Here is a 15,261-nt window from a genome sequence, read left to right as displayed (position 1 = left end):
GACTCTGACGTTCTGATGCAGGAGGGGACATGTCAGCATCGCATCGCATGATGGGGGTCGGGGCCGTGGTTTTGGCCGCGCTTCTATGGGGGTCGACCGGGACCATCCAGACCATGCTGCCTGCAGATCGAGACCCCTTGGCCGTGGGTGCCTTGCGCAACCTGATTGGGGCTGCAGCACTGTTGGTGCTGGCCTTTGCAGGGCGTCAAAGCCGGGGTGCGTTTTCGGCGTTGCCTTGGGGTAGGGTCTGTGCCGCAGGCGTGGCGATTGCCCTTTACAACCTGTCGTTCTTTGGTGCGGTGTCGCAGGTGGGCGTGGGTATTGGGACCGCGATCACGATTGGCAGCGCCCCGATCTGGGCGACGCTGATGGAAATCGCCTTCGCGCGGCTTTTCCCGACCAGACTGCGCCTGCTGGGGCAAACGCTTGCGATTGCGGGGGTCGTGATCCTTGTTCTGGCCGGTGTCGGCGGTGGAACAACACCCCAAGGCATCGGCTTGGCGCTGACGGCAGGCATCTGCTATGCGACCTACTCGCTGATCACCAGCGGAATTGGGTTGCGCGCGCCCTCGGCCACGGTGGCGGCGGCGACCTTTTCGGTGGCGGGGCTGTTCACCCTGCCGCTGCTCTTCGTGCTGACGCTGGACTGGCTTTGGTCCGCAGAAGCGTTGGCCGCGATCCTGTTCCTTGGGGTGATTGCGACCGGGCTGTCCTATGCGCTTTACACTTGGGGTCTGCGCCATGTCGCGGCCTCGACCGCAGTCACGCTGGCCCTGACCGAACCGGTGACAGCCTGGATTCTGGCGACGGTAGTGGTCGGAGAGCCCCTGTCTGCGCAAAAGGTCCTTGGCGCCGCGCTGGTGTTGGCGGGACTGACAGTCGTGACCGTGTTTTCGGCGCGCAGGTCCTAGCGCGACTTGAGAAGCTTCAGCAGGTCTTGCGAGGCATAGCCGTCCGGCGTCACACCCTTGCTGATCTGGAATGCACGAATGGCGTTGATCGTATTCGGGCCGATGATCCCGTCGATCTTGTCATCCAAGAAGCCTTTGCGTTTCAGGCGGCGCTGCATCTCTTTTTTCTGGTTGAACGACAGCGGCGCATAACCTCGCGGCCAGCTTGCTTGAATGGGCGGCCCGCCCTTGATGCGATCGGACAGATGTCCCACGCCGATCACATAGGCGTCGGCCTTGTTGTAACGCTCGATCACCGCGAAATTCTTGAAGATCATGAAGGCGGCACCCTGTGACCCGGCAGGCAGCAAGATCGACGCCTGCCCGTAGTTTGGCACGTTGCGCCCGTCCAACCCTTTGACACCCAGCTGTCCCCATTGGGCCGGGGATTTCAGTATCTTGCGGTCGGCCATCTGATAGTTGAAGCCACGCGGCAAGGTGACCTCTACCCCCCAGGGCTGGCCTTTGACCCATCCGCTTTTGGCTAGATAGGCCGCGGTCGAGGCCAAGGCGTCGGCCGGGTTGTCCGACCAGATGTCGCGCCGACCGTCGCCGGTGAAGTCCACGGCAAAGGCGTGATAGCTGGTGGGGATGAATTGCGTATGGCCCATCGCACCCGCCCAGGATCCGGTCATTTTGCGCGGGGTCGTGTCACCCGATTGCAGGATCTTCAGGGCGTCGATCAGCTGTGCCTCGAAAAACTTTCCGCGCCGCCCGTCATAGGCAAGCGTCGCCAAGGCCTCGATCGTGGGGATATCGCCGCGGAACTCTCCATAGGCGCTTTCAAGCCCCCAAACGGCGGCCACAACTTCGGCATCGACGCCATAGTGTTTCTCGATCGCGTTCAGGGTGCGCCCGTGTTCGCGCATCGCTTTCTTGCCATTCTCAACCCGAGTGGGCGAGGCCGCGCTGTCGAGATAATCCCAAATCTGCTTGGTGAATTCCGACTGGTTGCGATCTTTCTCGATCACATAGGAATTGAACTGCACGCCGCGGAAGGCACGATCAAAGGTCGCGCCAGAGATTCCCTTGGCCAGCGCTCGCCCGCGAAAGTCGCGAATCCAGCGCTGAAATCCAGCGTCTTTCGCCGCGACCGGTTCCACGAGGGGGGCTGCGGCAATATCGGGGCGCACCGCGGGGCGCGGCACCGCGATAGAGGCCACCTGCATCGGTCGCGCCTGAGGACGTGGAGAGGTCTCGGCCACGACCGGACCCGCTTGCATTAGGGTCCCTGCAACAAGGCCCAGAACAGCGAAACGCTTCATGAAAATATCTGCCTGCTTTTATTATTGCCCCGATTGTACCGTTTTGCGGCCAAACCGCAAAGCGGGGAAAATCGGGGCCGCCAATATCCGCTTATTTCTTTCGGTTGCGGGTGACTTTCCGCTTAACCTTGGCGGTGCGCGCCTTCGCTTTGGCCGCTGCGCGCCGCGCCGGGCGTTTCGCGCTGCGACGCCCGTGGCCCTTGGCGATCTTCTGATCTTCCAGTGTCAGAAGTTCCAGCAGCAACCCACCTGTCACCGGTACCGCCTCAGAAAGCCGCACGGTCACGCGCTGCCCCAAAGAGATCACCGTGCCCGTGTCCGACCCCAAAAGCGTGTTCGTCTCGCGGTCGTGGTGGAAATATTCGCGTCCCAGCTCGCGCATGGGTACCAGCCCGTCGGCGCCGGTTTCATCCAGCTTCACGAAGACGCCGAACTTGGCGATGCCAGAGATGCGCCCCGCGAACTCGTTGCCGACCCGGTCCGATAGGTACGAGGCCAGATAGCGGTCGGTTGTGTCCCGCTCGGCGGCCATCGACCGGCGCTCGGTGTCCGAAATATGGGCGGCGGTGTTTTCGAGGTTCTCGATATCGTCCGGCGACAGCCCGTCCTTGCCCCAGTCATGACCCGAGATCAGGGCGCGATGCACGATCAGGTCGCTGTAGCGCCGGATGGGCGAGGTGAAATGCGCGTAAGATTTCAACGCCAGCCCGAAGTGACCGAAGTTCTGGTGATAGTAATAGGCCTGCGTCATCGACCGCAGGGTCGAAAGGTTGATGAGTTCGGAAAACTCGGTCCCCATGGCCGCGTCCAGCAGGCTGTTCAGGTGCTGTGTCTTCAGAACCTGACCCTTGGCCAGTTGGAACCCGCTGGCCTGCGCGACCTCTCGCAGCGCGTCCAGCTTTTCGGGGCTGGGCTCTTCATGCACGCGGTACAGAAGCGGACGGCGCAGTTTTTCCAGTTCCTCGGCAGCGGCGACATTGGCGAGGATCATGAACTCTTCGATCAGCCGGTGCGCGTCCAACCGGTCACGGAAAGCGACCGAGGCGACGTGCCCGTCGTCGCCCAACACGATCTTGCGTTCAGGCAGGTCCAGATGTAGCGGCTGGCGACGTGCGCGTGCTTTTGTGGTGACCTCATAGGCGGCATAAAGCGGGCGCAGGACGTCTTCCAACAAGGGCTCTGTGCGCTCATTCGGCTGGCCGTCGATGGCGTCCTGAACTTCCTGATAGTTCAACGAGGCATGGGATTTCATCAACCCGCGCACAAAGCGGTGGCTGATCTTTTCGCCTGCCATGTTCAACTGCATCCGCACGGCCATACAGGCGCGCGGCACCCCTTCGTGCAGCGAGCACAGGTCGCCCGACAGACGGTCAGGCAGCATCGGCACCACGCGGTCGGGGAAATAGCTGGAGTTGCCGCGTTTGCGCGCTTCGCGATCCAGCGCCGAGCCGGGGGTCACATAGTGCGCCACGTCGGCAATCGCGACCCAGACGATAAAACCGCCTTCATTCTTGGGGTCGTCATCGGTTTGGGCATAGCAAGCGTCATCATGGTCGCGCGCATCGGCCGGGTCGATGGTGATCAGGGGCAGATCACGCAGATCAGTGCGGCCAGACAGGCCCGCCGGTTTGGCGCGGTCGGCTTCCTCGATCACGTCATTGGGAAACTGGTCCGGGATGCCATGCTGGTGGATCGCGATCAGGGACACGGCACGCGGTTCGGTCGGGTCGCCAAGCCGTGCCACGACGCGGGCACGGGCCAGACCCAGACGGTTCTTGGGTCCGGCCTGTTCGGCTTCGACCAGTTCACCATCCTTGGCACCGCCTGTGGCGTCAGCCGCCACCGACCATTCCTTGTCGACACCCTTGTCGATCGGTTTGATCCGCCCACCTTCAGACCGCTTGCTGAACACCCCCAGAATACGGATCGGGTTAGAGCCGACCTTGCGGATCAGCCGCGCTTCATAGTCATGATCGTCGGCCTTCACCTCGGTCAGACGTCCCAGAATGCGGTCGCCCGACCCAAGGGCCGGGTCGCTGGCGCGGGGAATGACCAGAACGCGCGGCTCTGCGCCTTCACCCTGCCACTCCAGCGGCTTGGCGAACAGGTCACCATCCGGCGTCGGTTCCAGAACCTGTAGAACCGAGACAGGTGGCAGCTTGTCCGGGTCGCGATAGGTCTTGCGCCGCTTCTGCAGGTGACCCTCTGCCTCCAGCTCTTTCAGGATACGCTTCAGGTCGATCCGGTCAGCCCCCTTAATCCCGAAGGCCTTTGCAATGTCGCGCTTCGAGGTCTGGGTGGGGTTTTCCGAAATCCACTCTAGGATCTGGTCTTTGCTGGGGATCTGGCTCATGGCCAAGCCCTAGCACGCAGGGCGGGCGGGGTCATTCGAAAAGGTGCTTTGAAACAGAGGGACGCGCCCGAGCTTTGGGAGGGCGCTTCGCAACGCTGAACTCGGGCGCTTTATGGTGCCAAATACCTCTGTCGCTAGAGATGGGCAGGACATCTCCAATGCGCCCTCCCGGGGGGAGGGTCGGGCGCGGCCCGGGCTGGTCGCCCGCGCCAAATTCGTACGCTGAGCCAACCTGACGACAATTCCAAAGATGTTAGGAGTTGTCGTTAGAGATTGTGCCGCCTGTTTCGGCCCTTAGATCCGCTAGAACAGAAAGAACCAATGAGCCTCTTTCATAGTAACGACCGCTTAAATCCGCTTGAATGAAGAAGGGCCTATCCGTAACCCCGTCTCCCCCGTTTTCAAGATTAAAATAAGCGACGGCGTCGTCGTTCGCTTCTGATAGCAAAACCCAAGGATCGCTTTGTGTCGGCAACCGTTTCGAGAGCGCGTCACGCGCTATCAGTTCGTCTGCTATGCCCTCCAGAAAAAAGCTCTTCATTCTCTAATTCTTCTGCGATCCGTCCAGCGGGCGTTCCATATCCATGTGCGGGATGCCCGCGTCGGGGTATTCCTCGCCATAGGCATTGAACCCAAGTTTTTTATAGAAGCCAAGCGCATTTGTCTGGGCCGACAGATAAGCGCGGGTGACCCCGGGTTGCGTGGCCAGAATATCCAGACAGGCCTTCATGATCTGCGCGCCCAGCCCCGTGCCGCGATGCGAGGCCATGACGGCCACGTGGCCGATCTTGCCGGTCTCGCCTAGCACGCGGCGCAAAGGGTTCGGTAATCCCGAGTTTTGTCTATAACCGGACGTTTTTCTTGTCTTTCGGACGGTCCGCAGGACGGTACATGTCCCGGTGGGGAATGCCCGCATCCATATAGGTCGGGCCTTGGGCAATAAACCCAAGCTTCTCGTAGAAGCCGATCACCTTTTCTTGGGCGCTTAGCTTTACGATCTTGATCTCTGGCCGCTCGTCCATGATGTCGAGCGCGGCATACATGATCTCGGCGCCCAAGCCGGTGCCCCGGTGCGATAGAACAACAGCAACCCTGCCGATCTTGCCAAGCTGCCCCTCGAACAGAAGCCTCGCCGTGGCGACGGGTTTGCCTTTGTCAGTCGCCAGAAGATGAATGGCCTGACCGTCCAGATCATCCAGTTCTTCCTCTTCCGGAATCTCTTGTTCGTTGATGAAAACGTGGCGCCGAACGTCAAGGCAGGCTTCCAGATCGTGCGTGGTTCCGATCCAAAGCGTCATGCAAAGTACTCCTGCAAAATTCGCGCGTAAATTGCCTTCAATTGTTCAATTTGGGCAACCTCAACCCGTTCATCAACCTGATGCATGGTTTTTCCGACCAGGCCGAATTCGACCACCGGACAGTGGTCCTTCACATAGCGCGCGTCTGACGTGCCACCCGTCGTCGACATCTCGGGGGTGACGCCGGTTTCTGCTTCCACACTTTTGGTGATCAAAGCGGACAGTTGGCCCGGAGGCGTCAGAAAGCTTTCGCCCGACACCTTGGTGGTGAAGGTGATCTGAATGCCGGTTTCTGCGGCAACCTTGTCTGCCTCTGCCTGCAGCCATTCGGTCAGAGCAGCCGATGTATGGGTGTCGTTGAACCGAATGTTCGCCATCGCGGTGCATTTGGCCGGGATTACGTTGTTGGCGGCGTTTCCGGTGTCAAACCCGGTGACGGCAAGGGTTGAGGCGTCGAAATGCTGGGTCCCCTGATCCAACTCGTGGCTGGCTAACCTGTCCACCAGACGCGCCAACGCGGGAACTGGGTTCTTGGCGCGGTGCGGATAGGCAGAGTGCCCCTGCACGCCCTCTGCCGTGAAGTAGGCGGTCATAGAACCGCGCCGCCCGATCTTCATCATCTCGCCCATCGTGTTGGGGCAGGTGGGCTCGCCCACAAGGCAAACCGACATGGCTTCGCCATTGGCATCCATCCAGTCCAGAAGGGCGCAGGTGCCATCGACACCGTCGGCCTCTTCGTCGCCGGTGATGGTCAGGATCACGGCCCCATCGGGTGGTGTGTCCCGCACCAGATCAATGGCAGCGGCCGCAAAAGCAGCGACGCCGGATTTCATGTCGGTCGCGCCTCGGCCCCAAAGCATGCCGTCTTTCACCTCGGCCCCGAACGGGTCTACCGTCCAGTCGGCCAGATCACCCACGGGCACCACATCGGTATGGCCATTGAAGCCAAAGGTTTTCGCGGCTCCCTTGTCCCCCCAACGGGCAAACAGATTGTCGATGCCGTTCCGGGGCACGCGGGTGCAAGTAAACCCGGCCTGTGTCAGCAGGTCCTGCAAAAGGTCCAGCGCGCCGCCTTCCTCTGGCGTGACCGAGGGGCAGCGAATCAAGTCGGCAGTCAGGGCGACGGGATCTGTCAAAACGTGTTCCTTCTGTTCACTGGTCTCTGGCCTACCGCCTTGCCCCCCTTTGTGCAATCCAAGCACTGTCGCGGGACTGCCGCAATTCCGCTGAAATTTTACGCGAACGTCAAGATTCAGTGCAATGAGACACTCAAGTCACTTTAAAATCTTTCTAAATCGCGCTAGCAAAGCCTCAATCTGCGGTTTGGAAGGGGATGCCAGCTGCTTCAATAAGCGTCTGGCACGGTCCGGATGAAGGTCGGGTTTATGAAGTCGGTTCTAATTTTCTGTCTGATGTTGCTGTCCCCCCTGATGGCTGCGGCTCAGGATTTACGTGTTGTCACGGTGGAGCGCCCACCGTTTTCCATGGCCAATGGCGATGATCACACAGGCTTCAGCATGGAGCTGTGGAAGGCGATCGCCGAGGATCGTGGCTGGACCTACCAGATTGATCGCCTCGACAGTTTCGGCGGCATGCTGGGCGAGATCGAAAATGCGACGGCCGATGTGGCGATAGCCAATATCTCGATCACCGCGGACCGCGAGCAGGTCATGGATTTCACCCATACGATCTTTGAATCTGGCCTGCATATCATGGTGCCCTTCAGCAAAGACCGTAATTCGGCGCTGGAAACCGTGATCTCTCGTGAGGTGCTAGAGGTGATCGCGATTGCCTTCCTGCTGCTTCTGGGCGGGGGCATGCTGATGTGGACGTTCGAGCGTAAATCACAGCCTTATTTCGACCGCCCCGCGCGCGAGGCGATTTTCCCATCCTTCTGGTGGGCGCTGAACCTTGTTGTGAATGGCGGCTTTGAAGAGCGTCAGCCGCGCACCTTCCTGGGTCGAATTTTCGGCGTGCTTCTGGTGATCTCCAGCCTGTTCATCGTGTCGGTTTTTGTGGCGCATATCACCGCTTCGATGACCGTGGACGCGATTAAGTCGAACGTCAGCGACATCCGCGACCTGTATGGAAAGAATGTCGGCACGACACAGGGCTCGACCTCGGCGCGCTATCTGGAACGTCGCGAGATCGAATATCAGCCCTACGAAAATCTGGACGCGCTGCTGCAGGCCTTTGAAGACAAGCAGCTGAACGCGGTTGTCTTTGATGCGCCGATCCTGTCGCATTACGTCAACACCCGCGGGGCCGGTATTGGCCAGTTGGTTGGTGGCACATTCCTTCGCGAAAGCTATGGCGCGGCAATGCCCACGGGCAGCCCTCTGTCGGAAGAGTTCAACCGCAGCCTTCTGCGTCTGCGTGAAGACGGCACCTATGCCCAGATTTATCAGAAGTACTTCCGCAACCTGAACTAGTGGGCGGCGCCCTTATCGCCGGCGCTTTCCTCGCCGGCGAAGAACGGAGTCATCTGGGCCACCACGACAGAGTTCTCTTCCAGCGCACGCGCTATCAGGGCCTGTTCTTCGGGGTCGATTTCTTGCCCGCCAGCGCGGCGCTCGGCTTCGGTCCCGTAACCGGTGACGTCCAGCGGGGCGAGGTCGGCCTGTTTCAGGATCGCGACGGTCTCGCGCACGGCTTCGGCTTCGTCCACACCGCTGGCATAGCACACCAGACCAGCCCCGGTCGCGCCTTCGGGCAGGCCATCGCCATCTTTGCGGCCGACTTGAACGACCAGCGTGTAAACCTGCTGTTTGTTTTTGCGCTTCTCGGCCATGGGTGCCTCCGTTTCGTCTGGAAGGCGTGTGAGCGCTTCGCGGCACCGAGTCAAGCCGTTACAGCGCTTGCCCCTAGCTGCGATCGGGCCGGGGCGGGCGCAACGCGTCCCCTGAGCGCAGGTCCAGTTTAAGCCGGATTTCCCGCTCGTCCCCGCTGTCCGGCGGGCGTTCGCTGTCATCGACGAAGCCCAACCCGCGATACAGGGGCAGTGCTTCGAAATGGCGGTCCAGCGCTGAAAGGATCATCCAGTCATAGCCGATCCGACGCGCTTCTTCGACCAATCGGACGGCCAGCGCTTTGCCAATGCCAAGCCCCCGAGCGCTCTCTTTTACGAACATGCGGTTCATTTCGACCTCTGTCTCGCCATGCGGTTTCATCATCAGGATCCCAACGGGTTCGCCCTGATGATAGGCCAAAAGGCACGCCCCACCCGGTGGACCAAAAACGCCCAACAGATTGGACATTTCTTCATCGAAACCCTGATTGCTGAAATAGTCTTTGATCAACTCTTCCAGCTCGGGATAGCGCGCTCCAAGCCAATCGATGAATTCGTAAATCAGCGCCTTGACGGCGGCGACCTCTTCTTCGGTTTCGACGGCAATCACTTTGACCATAAAAAATGCCCCCTGAAATACAGAGGGCATTCTAACGGCTAACGCCGATTTTCCAAAATGGATCAGTCGCGCAGCAGCTCGTTGATCCCGGTTTTAGAGCGGGTCTTCTCGTCCACGCGCTTCACGATGACGGCGCAGTACAGGTTGACGTTGTTCTTTGACGGCATCGAACCGGCAACAACGACCGAGTACGGCGGTACTTCGCCGTACATGACTTCACCGGTTTCGCGGTCGACGATCTTGGTCGACTTGCCAATGAAGACGCCCATTCCCAGAACCGAACCTTCGCGCACGATACAGCCTTCGACAACTTCCGAACGGGCACCGATGAAGCAGTTGTCTTCGATGATGGTCGGTCCAGCCTGCATGGGCTCCAGCACACCACCGATGCCAACGCCACCCGACAGGTGCACGTTTTTACCGATCTGGGCACAAGAGCCAACAGTCGCCCAAGTGTCGACCATGGTGCCTTCGTCAACATAGGCGCCGAGGTTCACGAAAGACGGCATCAAGACAACGCCCGGTGCGATATAGGCGGATTTGCGAACCACCGCGTTCGGCACCGACCGGAAACCGGCGGCTGCGTGCTCTGCCGCGCCCCAGCCTTTGAATTTGCTGTCGACCTTGTCCCACCAGCTGCTGCCCTGCGGGCCACCGGTCTGCTCTTCCATGTCCTTGATGCGGAAGCCAAGCAGAACGGCTTTCTTCGCCCATTGGTTCACGTGCCAGTCGCCGCTCTCCAGTTTCTCGGCCACGCGCAGTGTACCGCTGTCCAGCGCTGCCAGCGTGTCTTCGATGGCGTCACGGGTTTCACCGGTGGTTGCGGGGGTAATCGTATCGCGCGCCTCCCAGGCGGCTTCGATTGCGGCTTCTAACTGTGCATTGGACATATGAATCTCCGAAAGGTAACGGCCTTGTTTGGCAAAGGGCTATAGACGCAAGGGCCGCTTGGTGCAATCAATCGGTCGAACGCAACAGGAGACGCGCGATGAAAGACGACATGGGCCGGGTGTTTCCGGACGCCCGGCAGGATATAGACCAGTGCGAGACGATCCCGGATACGCCACAGACGCGGGCACCGGCCTATCGCCTTGCCTTTGCGGATGATGATTTCCTTCTTCGGGACGAATTGCGCCCGGTCCGGCTGCAGCTTGAACTGCTGAAGCCCGAGATCGGGATCATCGAGGCAGGTATCGAAAGTACCATCGTCCTGTTCGGGGGCGCACGCATTCCCGAGCCCGCCAAGAAAGACACAGCGCGGACAAAGACGCTGGCCGATCTGTCCAAATATTATGATCAGGCACGAGAGTTCGCCCGCCTGATGACGGAAAAGAGCCTTGCCACTGGCGGGCATGAAAACGTGATCGTCACCGGTGGCGGTCCCGGTGTGATGGAGGCAGGTAACCGCGGTGCAGCCGATGCGGGTGGTCGGTCCATCGGGCTGAACATCGTGTTGCCGCACGAGCAGGCGCCGAACCACTATGTCACGCCAGAGCTGTGCTATAACTTCCACTATTTTGCGATCCGCAAGATGCATTTCCTAATGCGTGCTCGTGCGATCACCATCTTCCCGGGTGGGTTCGGCACGCTGGACGAAATGTTCGAGGCATTGACCCTGATCCAGACCGAACGCATGCGCCCCGTGCCGTTCCTGCTGTTCGGTCGCGAGTTCTGGGAGCGCATCATCAACTGGGATGCGCTGGCCGATGCGGGCACGATTTCGGAAAAAGATTTGCACCTCTTCCGCTTCGTCGACACGGCTGAACAGGCGGTAAATGCGATCGAGAACTGGGAGGCTTAAAACCTTCCATCTTGTTCGGCCTAGCGGTCAAACGATCATTGTACATGTGGAGTGTTTGATCGGACCACGCTTTGACCCGCCGCGACAGGCGGGTCTACTTCTACCGCTCTTTGCGCAGGCGGTTTAAAAGATTTGAAGCTGACAGCTGTTGGTTTCGAGAGCTTCGCGGCAATGTGCGGGAAGGTCACCGACCTTTACCGAGGGGCCCCAAGCACCATGACCCAATAGTCCACGCCATTGGCCTTTGCCCAGCCAATACCAATCTCGGTTAGCCGTGGAAGCAGCATATTGCGCCGATGGCCACGAGAGCCCATCCAACCCGTGCCGACGCTGACCGGGGTCTTGTAGCCTTTGGCCACATTCTCGGCGACGCTGCGCCAGACGTACCCTTCTTGCGTGGCCCTCTCACCAACGTCAGAGCGGCCCGCCCCGGTATGAGACATCTTTCGCGTGCGCGCCATATAGCAGGCATGTTTCTGCGCTGCCGCCGATAACGCGGGCGAGGCCGTCACCTTTGGTCGGTCTTTGCGCTGCGCATTGGTGAAGCGGATCAACTCGGCCTCGGCTTGGGCTTTGCCCTTGGGGATTTCACAGGCCTGCGCGGCTCCGCTAAGCAAAAGGCCAAACACGATGGCAAGCAGCGATTTCGCTGTTGGGATAAGCCTGATCTCTTTGCCCGCAGATACCACTTTACCGACCCTTTTCTGTCATCGCGTGAATGCTTGGCATTGGTGCAAAACCTATGCCGCTTGGATCACGCTAATCCAGAAGAATGGTCACTTCGTGGTTCAAAAGTGGAATTTCGCCGATTTCGGTCAAGGCGGGTGGCTTCAATCAGCTCAATCCGGCCTCGGCCTCGATCTGTTTGCGGCTCTTGCGGGCGCGTTCGGTTGCCGATTTCAGCTGGCCACAGGCGGCCATGATGTCTTCGCCACGCGGGGTGCGGATGGGCGAGGCATAACCGGCCTTGTGAATGATATCGGCGAAGGTCTCGATCCGCTCCCAGTCAGAGCGCTCATAGGGCGACCCGGGCCATTCGTTGAACGGGATCAGGTTGATCTTGGCCGGGATGCCCGAGATCAGCTTGACCAGACGGCGCGCGTCAGCGTCGCTGTCGTTGACGTCCTTCAGCATCACGTATTCAAACGTGATCCGTTCCGAGTTCGACAGGCGCGGATAGTCGCGCAGGGCCTGCAGCAGTTCTTCGATGTTCCAGCGCTTGTTGATGGGGACCAGCTTGTCGCGGACCTCATCGGTGGTGGCGTGGAAGCTGATCGCCAGCAGGCAGCCGATTTCTTCGGCGGTTTTCGCAATTTCTGGCACAACGCCAGAGGTCGACAGGGTGATGCGACGGCGGGACAGGGAAATACCCTCGTTGTCCATCACGATCTTCATCGCGTCGCGCACGTTGTCAAAGTTATAAAGCGGCTCGCCCATGCCCATCAGAACGATGTTCGACAGCAGGCGGGTTTCGTCCTTGGGGGCCTTGCCGATCTCGGGCCATTCGCCCAGATCGTCGCGCGCCATCATCACCTGACCCACGATTTCCGCGGCTGTCAGGTTGCGCACCAGTTTCTGTGTGCCGGTGTGGCAGAAGGAACAGGTCAGGGTGCAGCCCACTTGGCTGGAGACACACAGCGTCCCGCGACCCTCTTCGGGGATATAGACGACCTCGACCTCGTGCCCACCAGCGATGCGCACCAGATACTTGCGTGTACCATCCATCGAGACGTGTTTGGACACGACCTGGGGAACCTCGATCACGAATTTCTCGGCCAGTTCGGCACGGTAGGTTTTCGACAGGTTCGACATCACGTCGAACTCGCGCACACCCTTCTGATAAATCCACTGCCACAGCTGACCGACGCGCATCTTCGCCTGTTTCTCGGGCGTGCCATGCTCGATCAACGTCTCGCGCAGCTTGTCGCGGGTCAGCCCGACAAGGTTGATCTTGCCGCCTTCAGGCAGCTTGCGCGGGATGGTCAGAACGTCCTGCGTAATAGGCGTTTCATTGGTCATAACATCGACTCCGGGGAACGAGGGCGGTTACTTACACCAATCATAGCAAAAATCAAATGACATCTGTGATCACGCCTATGGCTGCGGGTGCATGGGCCACTGTCCGAAAGAAAAAGCCGCCCGGATTGGGGCGGCTTCATCAAACTATGCGTCTAAGGTTTAGTTCGCGCAGCGGCGTTGCGCCTCTTGCAGGGCGGCGGTGAAGCCACGCAGCGAGAACGTGTCCTTGGTGATCGTGCCGCGCGCCGAGCGACCGGTCACAACAGCATCGGCCCCGGCCTTCATCGCCGAGATGATCGCGGCATCATCCGACGGGTTCGGCCATGCGTTTTCGCCATCGGTGTCCAACTCGAACGTGCGGCCGCTGATTTCGATCAGCACCTTGGACCCCGATCGGAACGGATAACCGCCTGCGAACTGCACCAGATCCTTGATCCCTTGCGAGGGGCGATGGAACACCAGCAGGTAAATCTTGCCGCGGTTCACGGTCTTTGGGTTGCCGTTCGTGTCGGTGTTGACCGTACGCGCAGGCGTGGCGACCGACCAGCATTCGGTCGGATTGTCGTCGATGTAAACCGACCAGTCCGTCTCTGCCGCAACGCGGTTGGTGCTTTCCTGTGCCTGCGCGGCGCACGCAGCCAGCGCGATGGTTGCTGCTGCCAGACCCTGTTTGACCCAAGCTGCCATATGTTTCTGCTCCATACCATCTGCGCGTTGGGCCACTATAATTTGTGGCTTGGGGTTTCGCGCAATCCTGTTATTCCCGTTGCGCGTAAAGCTACGTAATATCGTGCGGTGATAAAAGCCCCCGTGGCAGAAATTCGCGCAAAACTTCAAAGAGGGACGTGTTCATGGCGGCAGAGCAGTTGGTCGAGGTCTGGCGAGGCGACATTCTGGAGTGCACCCATGCGGGTCACGCGGTGGTCTGTAACGCGGCCGGAGAGATCGTCGAAAGCTGGGGTGATCCCGATACCGTGATCCTGCCGCGTTCCTCTGCCAAGATGCTGCAGGCCTTGTCCTGGGTGGAAACCGGGGCCGCCGACCGGGCCGGTTTGACGGACGCGCATCTGGCGGTGGCCTGTGCCTCGCACGAGGGCGAAGCGATCCATACCGATCTGGTGCGCCGCTGGCTGGGCGATCTGGGGATGTCCGAAGGTGATTTGCGCTGCGGTGTCCAATCCCCTTGGAACCGCGATTTGCGCAACGAGATGATCCGCGAGGATGCGCCGTTGTGCCAGATTCACAATAACTGCTCGGGCAAGCATGCGGGTTTTCTGACAGCGATGGGCACGTTTGGTGGCGACGCCGAATATACCGAGGTCGATCACCCGGTGCAGCAGGCGGTCAAAGCCAACTTCGAAGAGGTGACAGAGCTTGCCAGCCCCGGCTTTGGGGTCGACGGGTGTTCGGCCCCCAACTACGCCACCACGGTCAAGGGCATGGCCCATGCGATGGCCAAGTTTGCCAACGCGTCCGAGGATGGCGATGCGCGTGAACGTGGGATGGCGCGCTTGACGCGGGCGATGGCGTCGCATCCCGCCCTTGTCGCGGGCACGGGCCGCGCCTGTACCGAGTTGATGGAGGCCGCCGGTGGCCGCATCGCCCTGAAATTCGGGGCCGAGGCCAACTATGTCGCCATCCTGCCGGAACAAGGCTTGGGCATTTCGCTGAAAATCACGGATGGCGCAACCCGAGGGTGCGAAGCTGTGATTGCCGCGCTGCTGGTGCGTTTGGGCGTGCTAGAGGCCGATCACCCGGCCGTCCAAAAGCGTATGAACGTGCCGATGTTCAGCCGCCGGGGTATTCCGGCCGGGCGTGTCGTGCCGGTCGCCGGGTTGCGCTGATCACATCTCCATCTCTACGATATCGACCACCTCGATAGAGCCCGATCCGTCTTTGACCATCGGGCAATCCTGGGCGATCTCGCAGGCGGCCTCGACCGAGGCGGCTTTGATGATCGTATAGCCCGACAAGGGGTTTGCGCCGCCATTGTCGACCACGCCACTGGCAGAAACGGTATAGGATTTGCCAACCGGATTGCCGGGGTCGACGATATTGGGGCCGATCTTATCGAACCATGCCTGCCACAGCGCCATTTCCTTAGCGCCCTCTTCATCGGTCTGGGGTTTTTTGCCGCCGTGATATGCGAAAATGAAATCTTGCATCGC

17 protein-coding genes are annotated in these 15,261 nt (G+C 60.1%); 4 read left to right on the top strand and 13 right to left on the bottom strand.

What is annotated here, in order from left to right; translation table 11 throughout:
- Window positions 1-29 precede the first annotated feature (29 nt).
- Window positions 30-911 carry a DMT family transporter gene (locus CLM58_RS00860; protein ID WP_229666166.1) on the top strand — a complete coding sequence of 294 codons (882 nt, stop codon included), beginning with the start codon at window positions 30-32 and terminating at the stop codon, window positions 909-911.
- On the opposite strand, the gene CLM58_RS00855 is transcribed toward CLM58_RS00860, so the two are convergent.
- From CLM58_RS00855 to dapE, 6 genes are all read right to left on the bottom strand, one after another.
- Window positions 908-2,215, bottom strand: coding sequence for a lytic murein transglycosylase (locus CLM58_RS00855; protein ID WP_188720492.1), 1,308 nt, complete (start codon window positions 2,213-2,215; stop codon window positions 908-910). The two genes, CLM58_RS00860 and CLM58_RS00855, sit on opposite strands and share 4 nt — an antisense overlap.
- Before the next feature lie 91 nt (window positions 2,216-2,306).
- Window positions 2,307-4,568, bottom strand: a complete 2,262-nt coding sequence (gene rnr, locus CLM58_RS00850; protein WP_095594024.1) for a ribonuclease R — start codon at window positions 4,566-4,568, stop codon at window positions 2,307-2,309.
- A gap of 253 nt (window positions 4,569-4,821) precedes the next feature.
- A complete protein-coding gene (locus tag CLM58_RS00845; protein ID WP_095594023.1) occupies window positions 4,822-5,109 on the bottom strand; it encodes a hypothetical protein in 288 nt (95 codons plus the stop codon).
- Between the two features lie 3 nt (window positions 5,110-5,112).
- Window positions 5,113-5,376, bottom strand: a complete 264-nt coding sequence (locus CLM58_RS00840) for a GNAT family N-acetyltransferase (RefSeq protein WP_229666207.1) — start codon at window positions 5,374-5,376, stop codon at window positions 5,113-5,115.
- A gap of 34 nt (window positions 5,377-5,410) precedes the next feature.
- Entirely contained in the window at window positions 5,411-5,866 is a 456-nt protein-coding gene (locus CLM58_RS00835; RefSeq protein ID WP_095594021.1) for a GNAT family N-acetyltransferase, read from the bottom strand.
- A complete protein-coding gene (gene dapE, locus CLM58_RS00830; protein ID WP_095594769.1) occupies window positions 5,863-7,002 on the bottom strand; it encodes a succinyl-diaminopimelate desuccinylase in 1,140 nt (379 codons plus the stop codon). The genes CLM58_RS00835 and dapE overlap by 4 nt, the downstream gene beginning before the upstream one ends.
- 249 nt (window positions 7,003-7,251) lie before the next feature.
- Between dapE and CLM58_RS00825 the strand changes: the two genes are divergently transcribed.
- Entirely contained in the window at window positions 7,252-8,298 is a 1,047-nt protein-coding gene (locus CLM58_RS00825; RefSeq protein WP_229666165.1) for a transporter substrate-binding domain-containing protein, read from the top strand.
- Here the strand turns inward: CLM58_RS00825 and CLM58_RS00820 are convergent.
- From CLM58_RS00820 to dapD, 3 genes are all read right to left on the bottom strand, one after another.
- Window positions 8,295-8,657 (bottom strand): hypothetical protein, encoded by a 363-nt coding sequence (locus CLM58_RS00820; RefSeq protein ID WP_095594019.1) that lies wholly within the window; start codon window positions 8,655-8,657, stop codon window positions 8,295-8,297. The two genes, CLM58_RS00825 and CLM58_RS00820, sit on opposite strands and share 4 nt — an antisense overlap.
- A gap of 73 nt (window positions 8,658-8,730) precedes the next feature.
- Window positions 8,731-9,303: a GNAT family N-acetyltransferase gene (locus CLM58_RS00815; protein ID WP_095594018.1), complete on the bottom strand. Its 573-nt coding sequence runs from the start codon at window positions 9,301-9,303 to the stop codon at window positions 8,731-8,733.
- A gap of 32 nt (window positions 9,304-9,335) precedes the next feature.
- Window positions 9,336-10,163, bottom strand: coding sequence for a 2,3,4,5-tetrahydropyridine-2,6-dicarboxylate N-succinyltransferase (gene dapD, locus CLM58_RS00810; RefSeq protein WP_095594017.1), 828 nt, complete (start codon window positions 10,161-10,163; stop codon window positions 9,336-9,338).
- Between the two features lie 98 nt (window positions 10,164-10,261).
- On the opposite strand from dapD, the gene CLM58_RS00805 reads away from it, so the two are divergent.
- Window positions 10,262-11,074 carry an LOG family protein gene (locus CLM58_RS00805; protein WP_095594016.1) on the top strand — a complete coding sequence of 271 codons (813 nt, stop codon included), beginning with the start codon at window positions 10,262-10,264 and terminating at the stop codon, window positions 11,072-11,074.
- Between the two features lie 194 nt (window positions 11,075-11,268).
- On the opposite strand, the gene CLM58_RS00800 is transcribed toward CLM58_RS00805, so the two are convergent.
- From CLM58_RS00800 to CLM58_RS00790, 3 genes are all read right to left on the bottom strand, one after another.
- Window positions 11,269-11,763, bottom strand: coding sequence for a CAP domain-containing protein (locus tag CLM58_RS00800; RefSeq protein ID WP_095594015.1), 495 nt, complete (start codon window positions 11,761-11,763; stop codon window positions 11,269-11,271).
- A gap of 145 nt (window positions 11,764-11,908) precedes the next feature.
- A complete protein-coding gene (gene rlmN / locus CLM58_RS00795) occupies window positions 11,909-13,093 on the bottom strand; it encodes a 23S rRNA (adenine(2503)-C(2))-methyltransferase RlmN (protein WP_095594014.1) in 1,185 nt (394 codons plus the stop codon).
- Window positions 13,094-13,252: 159 nt separating this feature from the next.
- Complete coding sequence (locus CLM58_RS00790) at window positions 13,253-13,780, bottom strand: invasion associated locus B family protein (protein WP_095594768.1); 528 nt, start codon at window positions 13,778-13,780, stop codon at window positions 13,253-13,255.
- A 164-nt stretch (window positions 13,781-13,944) separates the two neighbouring features.
- Here CLM58_RS00790 and CLM58_RS00785 point away from each other — a divergent pair, with 164 nt between their 5' ends.
- A complete protein-coding gene (locus tag CLM58_RS00785; RefSeq protein ID WP_095594013.1) occupies window positions 13,945-14,937 on the top strand; it encodes an asparaginase in 993 nt (330 codons plus the stop codon).
- On the opposite strand, the gene CLM58_RS00780 is transcribed toward CLM58_RS00785, so the two are convergent.
- Entirely contained in the window at window positions 14,938-15,258 is a 321-nt protein-coding gene (locus CLM58_RS00780) for a YciI family protein (protein WP_095594012.1), read from the bottom strand. It abuts the gene before it with no gap.
- Window positions 15,259-15,261 lie beyond the last annotated feature (3 nt).

The sequence above is a fragment of the Actibacterium pelagium genome, assembly GCF_002285415.1.
Lineage (GTDB): Bacteria > Pseudomonadota > Alphaproteobacteria > Rhodobacterales > Rhodobacteraceae > Actibacterium_B > Actibacterium_B pelagium.
The sequence above is the reverse complement of the archived record's forward strand: the minus strand, read 5'-3'. Positions and strand labels throughout refer to the sequence as shown.